The sequence below is a fragment of the Methylobacterium sp. A49B genome, assembly GCF_053346215.1.
On the sequence record NZ_JBKFBO010000008.1, the window covers coordinates 223,816 to 236,170 of the forward strand.

Annotated in this window: 13 protein-coding genes; 9 read left to right on the top strand and 4 right to left on the bottom strand. The window is 68.1% G+C overall.

Going from position 1 to position 12,355, the window contains the following annotated elements; translation table 11 throughout:
* Nucleotides 1-2: 2 nt before the first annotated feature.
* From ACLBX9_RS01530 to ACLBX9_RS01545, 4 genes are read right to left on the bottom strand one after another with little or no spacing between them, the layout of a single operon-like run.
* Entirely contained in the window at nt 3-1,565 is a 1,563-nt protein-coding gene (locus tag ACLBX9_RS01530; protein ID WP_010682535.1) for a DUF6513 domain-containing protein, read from the bottom strand.
* A complete protein-coding gene (locus ACLBX9_RS01535; RefSeq protein WP_010682534.1) occupies nt 1,562-2,137 on the bottom strand; it encodes an aspartate/glutamate/uridylate kinase in 576 nt (191 codons plus the stop codon). Before ACLBX9_RS01535 ends, ACLBX9_RS01530 begins: the two co-directional genes overlap by 4 nt.
* Nucleotides 2,134-2,835 carry a (5-formylfuran-3-yl)methyl phosphate synthase gene (locus ACLBX9_RS01540; RefSeq protein WP_447717654.1) on the bottom strand — a complete coding sequence of 234 codons (702 nt, stop codon included), beginning with the start codon at nt 2,833-2,835 and terminating at the stop codon, nt 2,134-2,136. Before ACLBX9_RS01540 ends, ACLBX9_RS01535 begins: the two co-directional genes overlap by 4 nt.
* A 27-nt stretch (nt 2,836-2,862) precedes the next feature.
* The gene (locus tag ACLBX9_RS01545) at nt 2,863-3,405 is read right to left on the bottom strand and encodes a DUF3280 domain-containing protein (RefSeq protein ID WP_447717655.1); all 543 of its coding nucleotides are present in this window, start codon (nt 3,403-3,405) and stop codon (nt 2,863-2,865) included.
* 185 nt (nt 3,406-3,590) lie between these two features.
* Here ACLBX9_RS01545 and ACLBX9_RS01550 point away from each other — a divergent pair, with 185 nt between their 5' ends.
* The 9 genes from ACLBX9_RS01550 (at nt 3,591) to ACLBX9_RS01590 (ending at nt 12,310) form a co-directional block, all read left to right on the top strand.
* Nucleotides 3,591-4,817, top strand: coding sequence for an ABC transporter substrate-binding protein (locus tag ACLBX9_RS01550; RefSeq protein ID WP_010682531.1), 1,227 nt, complete (start codon nt 3,591-3,593; stop codon nt 4,815-4,817).
* 121 nt (nt 4,818-4,938) lie between these two features.
* Nucleotides 4,939-5,922 carry a YVTN family beta-propeller repeat protein gene (locus ACLBX9_RS01555; protein WP_010682530.1) on the top strand — a complete coding sequence of 328 codons (984 nt, stop codon included), beginning with the start codon at nt 4,939-4,941 and terminating at the stop codon, nt 5,920-5,922.
* Between the two features lie 66 nt (nt 5,923-5,988).
* Nucleotides 5,989-6,423, top strand: coding sequence for a hypothetical protein (locus ACLBX9_RS01560; protein ID WP_447717656.1), 435 nt, complete (start codon nt 5,989-5,991; stop codon nt 6,421-6,423).
* On the top strand, nt 6,423-6,665 hold the full coding sequence (locus ACLBX9_RS01565; protein WP_039892304.1) for a hypothetical protein: 243 nt from the start codon (nt 6,423-6,425) through the stop codon (nt 6,663-6,665). Before ACLBX9_RS01560 ends, ACLBX9_RS01565 begins: the two co-directional genes overlap by 1 nt.
* Entirely contained in the window at nt 6,662-7,411 is a 750-nt protein-coding gene (locus ACLBX9_RS01570) for an ABC transporter ATP-binding protein (RefSeq protein WP_447717657.1), read from the top strand. The genes ACLBX9_RS01565 and ACLBX9_RS01570 overlap by 4 nt, the downstream gene beginning before the upstream one ends.
* Nucleotides 7,408-8,265, top strand: a complete 858-nt coding sequence (locus tag ACLBX9_RS01575; RefSeq protein WP_010682526.1) for an ABC transporter permease — start codon at nt 7,408-7,410, stop codon at nt 8,263-8,265. The genes ACLBX9_RS01570 and ACLBX9_RS01575 overlap by 4 nt, the downstream gene beginning before the upstream one ends.
* A 13-nt stretch (nt 8,266-8,278) precedes the next feature.
* Complete coding sequence (locus ACLBX9_RS01580) at nt 8,279-8,917, top strand: hypothetical protein (protein ID WP_447717658.1); 639 nt, start codon at nt 8,279-8,281, stop codon at nt 8,915-8,917.
* A 258-nt stretch (nt 8,918-9,175) separates the two neighbouring features.
* Complete coding sequence (locus ACLBX9_RS01585; protein WP_447717659.1) at nt 9,176-11,746, top strand: TonB-dependent receptor; 2,571 nt, start codon at nt 9,176-9,178, stop codon at nt 11,744-11,746.
* A 210-nt stretch (nt 11,747-11,956) separates the two neighbouring features.
* Nucleotides 11,957-12,310, top strand: a complete 354-nt coding sequence (locus tag ACLBX9_RS01590) for a hypothetical protein (protein ID WP_447717660.1) — start codon at nt 11,957-11,959, stop codon at nt 12,308-12,310.
* Nucleotides 12,311-12,355 lie beyond the last annotated feature (45 nt).

The following is a 12,355-nucleotide window of genomic DNA, read 5'->3' on the forward strand; positions in this document are numbered from 1 at the left end:
GCTCATGCCCTGTCCGCCGGCACAAGCCGCCCGCAGACCAGCTTCGCGGGCCGGTCCTGGGAACCATCCGGGCCGGTCTCGTCGCGCGCTTGGATCTCCGTCACGGTCTCGGGCGGCCGGGCGTCGGCCTCGGGCTTCACGAGCCGGGCATCCCGAGTCCCGGGCGGCGGCGCGTCCGGCCCGGAATGCCGGGTGTGTCCGGCCTTCTTGAAGGCGGTGGCATCCTCGACCTCGGCGTCGGCGGCGCAACCCCAGTCGAGGGGCTCGTCCTGCACGTAGCGCTTGCCCAGCCGCCAGGCTGTCTCGGCCTTGGCGAGTTCCGCGCCGAGATAGAATGCATGGGCGCCGTCGCTGGCCACATCGAGATCGGGGAAGAAAGCCATCGCGTCGGTGCCGACCCTATGGATGTCGCGGTTGTAGACGTGGATCCCGTCTTTCGCGACCGCGATCCGGTAATTCGGGTCGCGCACCTCCGCAGCGGCTTGAACGACCTCTTCCGCAGTTTGCACGAAGGGGCGCTTGTCGTGCACGGCGAGAAGCGCCCGCCCGTAACCCTTGGGCAGCGCCGAGTCCGCCTTCGCCGCGTACATCACCCGCCGGGCCGCATCGTGCTCCTCGATGGTGCGGCGGGTGTGGTTGGAGACCTGGACGATCAGCACGTTGCCGATCGACAACTCCGAGCACATGCCGACGAGCAGCGCGGTCACGCCAAGCGAATCCGCCTCGGTCAGCTCGGTGAGATTGCCGGTGCCCATCATCATGGCGATGTCGGGCCAGCGGGCGCGAGTCTCGCGGTAGCGGGCGATGGAATCGACGAAGCCGTGATGGATCGGCTCGAGGATCGGATCCGCCAGGAACGGCCGACCGGCCTCCAGCATCCGCGCGATGGCGCGATCGAGGGAGGGAAGGTCGTCCGGCCGCGTGGGAACGAGGATCGGCACCGCATCGGTCTCGAAGGCGAGATCCAGGGTCTCCTCGTTCAGGCTCAGCAGATAGTCGGCCCCGGCGCCCGCACCGCGGGCGAGTTCGTCCCGCGAGAAGGAATCCACGCTGACCTTGAGGCCGGCTTTCTTCAGTGCACGGACGGATTCCTCGAGGTGCGGGAACGGCGTGTCGGGCAGGCCGCCGAGATCGATGACGTCCGCGCCGCGCCGGGCGAGGTCGAGCCCCTTCGCCAGGATCTCCGCGACGCTCATCTTCGAGGCATCGACGATCTCGGAGAAGATCCGCAGATCGTGGCGGGAGAGGTCGACCTTGCGGGCGGTGAGCCCGAGCCAGGCCGGGAGGTCGACCACCTCGTCGGGGCCCCGCTCCACCGGCACGCCGAAATGCGCGGCGAGATGCTCCGGGTTGGCCCGGCAGCGTCCGGGCAGGATGACCCGGGTGGCCCCTTCCGGCAGCGCGACGCGGCGGCGGATGATCTCCTCGGTCATCAGCGCCGCGACCTTCACGCCGGCATCCGCGATGCTCCAGCGGAACCGGTCCGGCAGGCCGGCCGCCACTTTCTCCAGGCGCGCGCGGGCGAGGCGGCCCGTGACGAAGACGATGTGCTCGGAAGCGCTCACGCCGCGGCCCTCGCGGTGACCGGAACCGGGCCGCTAGGTCCCCAGATCTCGATCCGCCCTGCATAACGCGCCGCGAAACTCGGGAAGGCGGCGTCCACCAGCCCATCCTGAGCGAGGGCGGCGGCATCCTGCGCCGGTGCCGCGTCGCGGGACTTCACCAGCACGCAGCTTTCCGCGTCGATCCGGCCCGCGAGCCAGAGCGCGAGGCTGTCGGAGGTCACGTCCCAGGTCTCGGGGATATCGGGATGGCCGGCCCGCAGCCGGCGCGGGTTCCACACGCGCGCGGTGGCCGATCCGGCCTCGGCCCAGGGCTCGAAGGTCTGGACGAGTCGCGGCTCGATCCCGCGGAAGATGCCGGCCGCGTCACTCATCGCGTCCAGCGCCCGGCGGTGGGCTTCGGCGTCGCTGAAACCCTCCCGCATCTGCGCGGCCCGCACGGCACCCGCGAATGTGCCGCCCCCCGGCACGATGATGCAGCGCCCATGCGTGCCGTCCGCGAGCCGAGCCAGCAGCGCGCGCCGGCGGTGGGGATCCGCTTCCAGGCTCCCGCCGACCTTGACGATCACCGTCACGCGGCGTCCCGCCGGCTGGGCCGCAGGGCACGCAGAGCCTCGGCGATCCGTAGGGGATCGATGCCGTTGCGCCGGTCGAAATCGCGGCACAGGCCGCCGCGGAATCCGAGGTAGTCCGATCCGTGACCCGCCAGGATCGGAATATCGATAGCCCGCAGCGAGCCCGCGAGACCGCTCATCAAGTGGTGGCGACGGCAGGCGGCGGTGAAGGCCGCCAGATCCTCCGGCGCGGTCAGGTCGGGCAGACGGACGCCGCCCTTGCCGGCCGTGTCGATCATGGCACCCGCGAAGCCCGCTTCCGCCAGGGCGGGCACCAGCGTGGCGGCGGGTCCGTCCTCCGCGAAGAGCACGGCAATGAGCCGTCCCGGCGCCGCAGCGGCCAAACCGGCGAACGCCGACTTGTCCCGTCGGCGGGGCGCATCGAGGCCAGCCTTCACCCAGTCGACCCCGGTCGCCGCCATGGCGGCGACGGCCGGCGGCGTCGGGTCGGCCACGGCGCTCGTCTCGCTCGCGCCGGCGACCCGGCCGACGATCTCGCGGACGATCTTCGGGTCGAGGGCGCCAAGGGCCCCCCGTTCGGGATCCTTGGCGTCGATCAGGTCGGCGCCAGCGAGCCGCGCGACCTCGGCCTCGGCCGGATCGCGGACGCTGACCAGGAGGCGCGGGTGGGAATCAACTTTGACGGGGGACGCGGGCACGGTGGACTCAACTTGTGACGGAACGCCTCACGATCTTCCGGGCAGCGGCTCGGCGAGAAGGCGGTTCTTCACCACCCAGCGCATGGCGTGAGCCCAGGTATCGTCGGTGTCGGCCCTGATCGTCACCTGTCCGCCCCGCACCACCTTGCCGGTGCCGGCCTCGGCGATGGAGACGTTCAGGTTGAAGATCTGACCGGACCCCTTCTCCACATAACCCGTCACGACGAGGTCCGCACCCAGGCTCTTGCCGATATCCGTCGCGCAGCCGTTGCACTTGTAGAGCGGTCCTTCTTTGGCCACGACATCGGCCTTGGGCGCCGTGTCGACGATCTCCAGGCCGGCCTGATCGTGGAGAGCCTTGCGCAGCTCGTCGGTGACGAGCGCGAGCTTCTTGGTGTCGGCCGGTCGCGCCCGGGCGCCATAGGAGGCGCCGGGATCGAAGAGCTCCACGGGGAAGACGGCCGCCTTGTCGGCCGCCTGCGCGGCGCCGGGCAGCGCGGCTCCGAGCGCGACGAGCCCGCACGCGGCCGCCACCCGGACGGTCAGGTGACGCATGGTCAGGAGACGCATGGGCGGTGCCTTCCTCTCGACAGTCCTGCCACCCGGTTCGGCGGCATCAATTCCGGCATAGGTCGGGCGAAGGGACAATTTGGCAATGTACTTCGGGCCTTCGCTGACCCAGGACGGGAACGTGAACGTGGGGACCACCGGCCGCGGTTGAGCGGCCGAAGCGGAAGCTGATAGAGGCCGCGCCTATGCACGATCCTGCACTCGAGACCACCGTCCGGCGTCCGACATGGCGGCGCGCAGCGCTCGCCGTGCTCGCGCTGGCGCCGATCCCCGCCTGGGCGCAGCAGCCCGCACCCCAGCCGATCGATACCCATGTCGGCCTGATCTACCGGCCGCAGCCCGCACCATCCTCCTACGATGCCGAGGCGGCGCCGGAGGACGAGGGGCTCGCCGGCGCCAAGATGGGCATCAACGACAACAACACCACCGGCCGATTCACCAAGCAGACCTACGCCCTCGACGACGTGGCATTGACCGACGACAAGGCCGATCCGGTGGCGGCCGCCAAGGATCTCGTTGCCAAGGGCGTGCGCTACCTCGTTCTGGCGCTGCCCGCCGACGCCGTCCTGGCCGTCGCGGACGCGGTGAAGGATTCGGGCGCCGTGGTGCTCAATGCCGGCGCGCCCGACGACCGCCTGCGCGGGGCCGATTGCCGGGCCAACGTGTTCCACATCCTGCCGTCGCGGGCCATGCTGACCGACGCCCTGGCGCAGTACCTCACCGTCATGCGCTGGCGGAAGCTTTTCCTGATCGTCGGTCCGACGGAGGCCGACAAGGCCTATGCCGACGCGGTGCGCAATTCGGCGCGGAAATTCGCGCTGAAGATCACCGCCGAGAAGCCCTGGACCTTCGGTCCCCTGGCCAAGGCGCGGGGCGACACGCCCACCCGCGCGGAGGCCATGGTCTTCACTCGCGGCCTCGACTACGACATGGCGATCGTCGCCGATGAAGAGGGCGACTGGGGCGATTACGTCCCTTACCGCACGGTCGATCCCCGGCCGGTGGGCGGCACGCAGGCGCTGACGCCGACCACGTGGTCGCCCGTGCTGGAAACCTGGGGCGCCGCGCAGGCCCAGAATCGCTTCCGCCGGCTCGCCGGTCGGCTGATGCGGCCGCTCGACTATCAGGTCTGGGCGGCGGTGCGCACGGTCGGCGAGGCCGTCACCGCCAAGAAGACCAACGACCCGGCGGTCATCGGGCCCTACCTCGTCGAGCCGGACTTCACGCTGCCGGCCTACAAGGGCGTGCCGCTGAGCTTCCGCCCCTGGGACCACCAGCTGCGCCAAGCGATCATCGTGGTGCAGCCGAAAGCGCTGGTCTCGGTGGCGCCGGAGCAGGGCTTCCTGCACCAGCGCACGCCCCTCGACACGCTGGGCGTGGACCTCCCGGAGACGACCTGCAAATTCAAATGACACCCCCGCCTGCGGCGATGTCGAGCGGCACCGACCCTCGCAACGCGCGGAAATCGCACTACAATTGGCTGACGAGAACGTCCCGCGAGGACGTCGGGAAGTCGCAAGGGAAGGGAATGGCATGAGCCGCCGCGTCGAGGCAGGTCTGAGCGTGTTCGCCCTCGGTGCGTGGTTCGCCCTCTGCGGGCCGGCCGCCGCCTACACGGCCTACATCACCAACGAGAAGGGCAATTCCGTCAGCGTCATCGACACCAATACGATGGCCGTGACCGCGACCTGGAAGGTGGGCCGCCGCCCGCGCGGGGTGACCGTGTCGAAGGACGGTAAGGAGCTGTTCGTCTGCGCCAGCGACGACGACCGTATCGACGTGCTCGACACGAGTTCCGGCAAGGTCGTGCGCTCGCTGCGCTCCGGGCCGGATCCGGAGCAGTTCATCCTCGATGCCTCGGGCAATCCCCTCTACGTGGCCAACGAGGACGACAGCCAGGTCACCATCATCGACATCGAGAAGAACAAGGTGCTGGCCGAGGTGCCGGTGGGCGTCGAGCCGGAGGGGATGGGCCTGTCGCCGGACGGGAAGATCCTCGTCAACACCTCCGAGACGACCAACATGGCCCACTTCATCGACACGAAGACCTTCCAGGTCATCGACAACGTGCTGGTGGATGCCAGGCCGCGCTTCGCCGAGTTCACCGCGGACGGAAAGTTCCTCTGGGTGTCCGCCGAGGTGGGCGGCACAGTGAGCGTGATCGACGTGGCCCAGCGCCGGGTCGTCAAGAAGATCACCTTCAAGATCCCGAGCGTGAACGACGAGGCGATCCAGCCGGTCGGCATCCGGATCACCAAGGACGGAACCAAGGCCTTCGTGGCGCTCGGTCCAGCCAACCGGGTCGCGGTGATCGACGCCAAGTCCTATGAGGTCGAGAAGTACCTGCCGGTGGGCCAGCGCGTCTGGCAGCTCGCCTTCACGCCGGACCAGAAGATGCTGTTCACCACGAACGGCACCTCCAACGACGTCTCGGTGATCGACGTGGCCGCCGAGAAGGTGGTCAAGAGTATCCCGGTCGGCCTGCTGCCCTGGGGCGTGGCGATCTCGCCGAATTGATCCCGGCTGACACGGACGCCGCAACGGACAGGCCGCGGAAGCCGCGACCGAAGGTTAGGGAACGACATGACGCGTATGTTTCAGACGGCGGCCCTGGCTCTGGCGGGGCTGTTCGCGGCCGGGGCGGCGAGCGCCCTCGACCTGACCAAGAAGCGGGAGAACCTGCCGGATCTCGTGCTGGGCGACGATCAGGGCAACGATTTCGTGGTGGAGAACAAGGACATCACGCTCGAGTCCGGCAAGGCCTATCGCCTGCGCATCGTCGCGAAGGGGCGCCAGGAATACAAATTCTACGCGCCGGAGTTCTTCCGGTACATCTGGTTCAATCAGATCGTGATCGAGCACAAGGAAATTCACGGCGGCGGACCGCCCGATCACCTCGAGTTCGATGATCCGGGCGAGATCGCCATCGAGTTCGTCGCCATCAAGCCCGGCACCTACACGTGGGAGGCGCGCGGCTTGGAGGCGAAGGGCATGACCGGCACGCTGACGGTGAAGTGATGCGCGTGATCTTGCTGGCCGCGTGCCTCGTCCTCGCGACCCCGGCCCTGGCCGCCGACGATGCCTCTTCCTGCGCCGAGGGCATCACGATGATCCGTGACGCTCTGGCTCTGAACCCGCCCGAGGCCGCGATCCCGAAGCTTAAGAAGGCCCTGCGCGTGGCCGAGCGCGAGCAGAAGGAGGGCGAGTTCGACGAGTGCCTCGACGCCGTCGCCGATGCCCGGAAGGTCCTGGGCCGATGAGCGGCGAGGACGCGGCGGCGCTCAAAGTCGATCACGTCGGCCACCGCTTCGGCAGCCGCGCCGCCCTCGACGACGTGTCGCTCACTGTTGAGCGCGGGCGCTTCGCGGCGCTTCTCGGGCCGAACGGCGCGGGCAAGACAACGCTGTTCTCGGTGATCACCCGCCTCTACAACAACCAGACCGGGCGGGTGTCGATCTTCGGGCACGCCCTGGACCGCGAACCCTCCCGCGCGCTCGCACGCCTCGGCGTGGTGTTCCAGGCCCGGACGCTCGACACCGACCTCACCGTCGAGCAGAATCTCCTGTATCACGCGAGCCTCCACGGGATCGCCCGCGGCGCCGGGAAGGCCCGCGTCGGCGTGCTGCTCGACCGGGTCGGCCTCGCGGACCGGCGCCACGACAAGGTGCGGACGCTCTCCGGCGGCCAGTCACGCCGGATCGAGATCGCCCGCTCGCTGATCCACCGGCCGGACCTTCTGCTGCTCGACGAGCCGACCGTCGGTCTCGATCTGGAATCGCGGGCCGACATCGTGGCGATCGTGCGTGCGCTGGTGCGCGAGGAAGGCCTGTCGGTCCTGTGGGCGACCCACATCTTCGAGGAGATCGCGCCCGAGGACGACGCGGTCGTGCTCCACCGCGGCCGGATCGTCGCCCGCGGCCGGGCAGGCGACATCGGCGCGCCCGGAGAAGGCTTGGCGGAGGCGTTCCGCCGAATCGTGGCCGAGCCGGGGAGGGCGGCGGCATGAGGGCCGGTTCAGTTCCGCACGGCCGCATCGGCCGCCTCGATGCCGTCGGTTACCTGATATGCCTCGGCGGAATCGTACGCCGTGAACTGTTGCGCTTCTTCAATCAGAAGGAGCGGTTCTTCTCGGCCCTGGTCCGGCCCCTGGTCTGGCTTTTCATCTTCGCCGCGGGCTTCCGCAACACGCTGGGCGTCTCCATCGAGCCGCCCTACCAGACCTACGTGCTGTACGAGGTCTACGTGGTCCCCGGCCTCGCCGTGATGATCCAGCTGTTCAACGGCATGCAGTCGTCCCTGTCGATGGTCTACGACCGCGAGGTCGGCTCGATGAAGGTGCTGCTGACCTCGCCCTATCCGCGCTGGCTGCTGCTGCTCGCCAAGCTGATCGCTGGCGTCGCGGTCTCCGTCGTCCAGGCCTACGCCTTCCTGGCTGTGGCCTATTTCTGGGAAACCGATATCCCCCCGCTGGGCTACCTAACGGCGCTTCCGGCCTTTTTGGCCACGGGGCTGATGCTCGGCGCGATCGGCCTGTTCCTCTCGTCGCTGGTGCGTCAGCTCGAGAATTTCGCCAGCGTGATGAACTTCGTGATCTTCCCGATGTTCTTCGCCTCCTCGGCGCTCTACCCGCTGTGGCGGATCCGGGAATCCTCCGAGACATTGTACTGGATCTGCGAGCTCAACCCGTTCAGCCACGCGGTTCAGCTCGTCCGCTACGCCCTCTACGTCCAGTTCGAGCCGGTCGCCTGTGCCGTGGTGGTGGGCGTGACGCTCGCCTTCTTCGGCATGGCGGTGGTCGCCTACGATCCCGGCCGCGGCATCATGGCCCGCCGGGGCGGCCCGGCCGGCGAGACCACCTGATGGAGTCCGTCCGATGAACCGTTCCGCTCACTGCATCCTCGGCCTGGCGTTCGGGCTCACCGGCTTGGCCGGCCCGGCGCTGGCGCAGCCCCGGCAGGATCCGGACTGGCCCTGCGTCCAGCGCAAGGTCGCATCCTTGAGCCCGGGCCAGTTCTGGACGGGGCCCGACATCGCCGCCGCGGGTGATTGGGGCAGCGACAATGACGCCGCGGTTGTCGCACAAAAGATCGCGTCCCGGCGCACGGAGCTGACGCAGGTCGGCCCCATGCTCGACGACTTCGCCGGCAAGTTCGGAACGGACAAGGACGCCAAGGACAAGGCGCTGACCCGCGTCTACGCGGGCGTCTTCGAGGTGCTCAACGGCGAGCGCGACAAGGTGATGTCCGGCATCGGCCGCTACGCGCAGGGACAGCGCCGGATGGCGGAGCGCATCCGCGACGAGGCCGACAAGATCAGTCAGGTGAAGGATGCACCCAGCGCCTCTGACGCCACCGAGCTGCCCAAGGATCAGTCCGAGCTTGAGACGAAGTTCGCCTGGGACCGGCGGATCTTCCAGGAGCGCAGCCAATCGCTGACCTATGTCTGCGAGGTGCCGCAACTGCTGGAGCAGCGACTCGGCGACATCGCACGGCTGATCCAGGCCCGCCTCTGAGCGGGCCTTCGAAGGAGAGGCGCCACGATTGCCGAAATTCCCCGGCTCGTTTGCCTAACTCTCCCTAAGTCTTTGAACGCGTTGGAAAAACTGTTGCCGTTTCGTCACGTCGCGCCTCGATGAGGCTCGCGATGCCCGAAATGCGGCGGAAACAGCGCGTACGTGGTTCACGAACAATTGTGTGCCCCGTCGCCACCGGCCAAGAGTGATCACAAGCCCGTCATTAACGGGCATGGGTCTCACGGTACGGGGGCAGGAATGTCACTTCGCGCGTTGCGGAGCACTTTGGTCGCGTCTTCATCGATCCTCGCCGGGACCGTCCTGCCGGGCGCCGCGCAGGCCCAACAATCGGTGACGCTGGGCGAGATCAGCGTGGTCTCGACGACGCCGGTGGGTTCAGGCGGCGGCAACTCGAGCCAAGCTCAGACCTTCAACGGTCCCGGCCCTGTTCCGCCGATCGGCTCGGTCGGCCCGACCGGGTTAACCCGCCTGCGCGGCAGCGAGCAGCCCCTCTACAAGATTCCCAGCACGGTCGAATCCGTCACGGCGAGCGACCTCACCATCGATCAGGCGAGCAACAACCTCGTCACGACGCTGGCGCGGCGCACGCCCGGCATCAACATCTCGGACTCGCAGGGCAACAACAACCGGGTCGACGTGACCTACCGCGGCTTCACCGCCTCGCCGGTGCAGGGCGTGCCGCAGGGCCTGGCCGTCTATCAGAACGGCGTGCGCATCAACGAGGCCTTCGGCGACATCGTCAACTTCGACCTGATCCCGCCGCAGGCGATCCAGCGGATCGACGTGGTCACCGGCAATCCGGTCTTCGGCCTCAACGCGCTCGGCGGCGCGGTCAACATCCAGATGAAGAACGGCTTCACCTGGCAGGGCACCGAGATCGCCGCCTGGGGCGGCTCGGACGCGCGCACCGCCGGCTACCTCGAATACGGCAAGGTCTCCGGCCCCTGGAGCGTGTACTTCACAGGCGACGGGCTGAACGACCGCGGCTGGCGATACGAAAGCCCAAGCACGATCGGACGCCTCTACGGCGACATCGGCTACCGTTCGCAGGATTCGGAGTTCCACCTGATCGGGCTTGCCGCCCGCAGCTTCTACGGCGCGGCCGCCGCTACCCCGGTGGACTTCACCCATCGCGATCCGCGGGCGATCTTCACCTTCCCGCAAACCACCACCACCGAAGTGGGCACGCTGCAGCTCACCGGCCGGGTGGACATCTCGCCGACCTGGGATCTCGCCGGCAACGCCTATTTCCGCCGCTTCAGCCAGACCTATGTCGACGGCAACGACGGCAACTTCGAGAATTGCAGCACGCAGTCGAGTTTCCGCGGCAATCTCTGCTTCGAGGATGACGGATTCACCCGCGCTCCGGGCCAGTCACAACTCGCCTTCCGCAACCAGTTCCTGATCCTCGGCCAGCAGAACCAGCGCGTCCCGTTCCGCGCCGGTATCCCGTACGGCACACTGGATACGACGCGGACCGAGGCGACAGGCTTCGGCGGCTCGCTGCAGGCCTCGAACCGCGACCGCGTGTTCGGCTTGCCCAACACCTTCGTGGTCGGCGGTAGCATCGACACGGCGAACTACTCGTTCAAATCGTCCAGCACCCTCGGCGTGATCAACCCCGACCTGTCGATCACCACCAATCCGAACAATTTCTACTACGGGAACATTCCCGGTCTCGGCACCCCGCAATTGCGAACCGCCGGAGCACTGGGCATCGCGCCGAGCTCGGTCAACGGCTCCAACCTCTATATGGGCCTCTACACCCTCGACACGCTGGACGTGACCGACCGGCTGTCGCTGACGGCCGGCGCGCGACTGAATTTCGCGCGCATCGAGAGCGCGGATCTCACCGGCTTCTCGCCGGACGTGACCGGCACGCACTACTACAACAAGATCAACCCGGTGGCGGGCCTGACCTATCGCTTCTTCGACGCGCTGAACCTTTACGGCAGCTACTCGGAGTCGAACCGGGCGCCGACTCCTCTGGAGCTGGCCTGTGCCAATCCGGACCGTCCGTGCCTGCTGCCGAACTCCCTTGTGGCCGACCCGCCGCTGAAGCAGGTGACCGGGCGGACCTACGAGGTCGGCTTCCGCGGCCAACTGCCGAACACCTATGACGGCGGCATCATCACCTACAAGATCGGCGCCTTCCGCACCGATCTCGCCAACGACATCCTGTCGCTCGCCACCCCCGGCAACACCGCCCGCGCCTACTTCGTGAACGTGCCGTCGACGCAACGGCAGGGCATCGAGGTCGGCGGCGAGTACGCGGCCGATTATCTGCGGGTCTATGCCAACTACGCGCTGGTCGACGCGACCTTCCAGTTCAACGGAACCTTGTCGTCGCCCAACAACCCGCTCGCCGATGACGGCGCGATCCAGGTCCGCAAGGGCAACATCGTGCCTCTGGTGCCGGCGCACCAGATCAAGGCCGGCTTCGACTACTTCATCACCCCCGCTTGGCAGCTCGGCCTCTATCTCCAGGCCTTCTCATCGTCCTACTTCCGCGGCGACGAGTCGAACCTGAACCGCAAACTGCCAGCCTACTACACGCTGAACCTGCAGACGAAGTATCAGGTGACGAAGAACCTCGAAATCTTCGGTCTCATCACGAACTTGACCAACAATCGCTACGCGACATTCGGCACCTTCGCCGAACCAGGTCCGGTCGCCGGCAACTTGCGGATCAGCGACCCGCGGACCACGACCCTGGCGCAGCCCTTCTCGATCTACGCCGGCGTCCGCTACGCCTTCGGCGCCGATCCGGTGCCGATGGCGCCGGAACCGATCATCCGGAAGTACTGATCCAGGCAGGCTCGAAATGCGGGCGCCCCCCGCGGTCTTCGGACCGTGGCGGGCGCCCGTCGCGTTTGCAGGCCGCGGCGGTGCGGCCTCCTGTCTCGGGAACGGCACCGAGCGCCCGGCGTCTCCACCGTAGTCGCTCTGCTTCGAGCCGCGCGATCCGGCTCACCGAGATGCCGACCGCGCGACCGGACCCCCTGGAGATATCCCTTGATGATGTTCCGATTCGCCATCGCAGCCCTGGCCCTCGCCGCAGCGACGCCAGCACTGGCGACCCCGTGCTCAGACGAGGTGGACACGCTGCAGCGGCGTCTCGATAGCGCCGGTGCAGCCTCGGTCACGGGCTCAACCCCCGCCAACGGTCCGACCTCGTCGAACTCCCCGAAGGCCCTCGACAAGCCGCCGGCGCTGACCAAGTCGGACGCCGACGTGAAGCCGACGGCCTCGGGTGTCGAAGAGGCGAAGAAGCTGGTCGCTCAAGCCCGTCAGCAGGACAAGTCCGGTGACGCTCAGGGCTGCCGGGACACGATCATGAAGGCCAAGGAGAAGGCCGGCGCGCTGCCGTAGATCGCCGTCATCCAGCGGCCGGCCATGGGCCGGCCGCGCTTTGAA

What these genes read in the sequence shown, in the direction of transcription:
- ACLBX9_RS01545 (WP_447717655.1), bottom strand. Translation starts at nt 3,405, where the DNA reads ATGCGTCTCCTGACCATGCGTCACCTGACCGTCCGGGTGGCGGCCGCG.
- ACLBX9_RS01550 (WP_010682531.1), top strand. Translation starts at nt 3,591, where the DNA reads ATGCACGATCCTGCACTCGAGACCACCGTCCGGCGTCCGACATGGCGG.
- ACLBX9_RS01555 (WP_010682530.1), top strand. Translation starts at nt 4,939, where the DNA reads ATGAGCCGCCGCGTCGAGGCAGGTCTGAGCGTGTTCGCCCTCGGTGCG.
- ACLBX9_RS01560 (WP_447717656.1), top strand. Translation starts at nt 5,989, where the DNA reads ATGACGCGTATGTTTCAGACGGCGGCCCTGGCTCTGGCGGGGCTGTTC.
- ACLBX9_RS01565 (WP_039892304.1), top strand. Translation starts at nt 6,423, where the DNA reads ATGCGCGTGATCTTGCTGGCCGCGTGCCTCGTCCTCGCGACCCCGGCC.
- ACLBX9_RS01570 (WP_447717657.1), top strand. Translation starts at nt 6,662, where the DNA reads ATGAGCGGCGAGGACGCGGCGGCGCTCAAAGTCGATCACGTCGGCCAC.
- ACLBX9_RS01575 (WP_010682526.1), top strand. Translation starts at nt 7,408, where the DNA reads ATGAGGGCCGGTTCAGTTCCGCACGGCCGCATCGGCCGCCTCGATGCC.
- ACLBX9_RS01580 (WP_447717658.1), top strand. Translation starts at nt 8,279, where the DNA reads ATGAACCGTTCCGCTCACTGCATCCTCGGCCTGGCGTTCGGGCTCACC.
- ACLBX9_RS01585 (WP_447717659.1), top strand. Translation starts at nt 9,176, where the DNA reads ATGTCACTTCGCGCGTTGCGGAGCACTTTGGTCGCGTCTTCATCGATC.
- ACLBX9_RS01590 (WP_447717660.1), top strand. Translation starts at nt 11,957, where the DNA reads ATGATGTTCCGATTCGCCATCGCAGCCCTGGCCCTCGCCGCAGCGACG.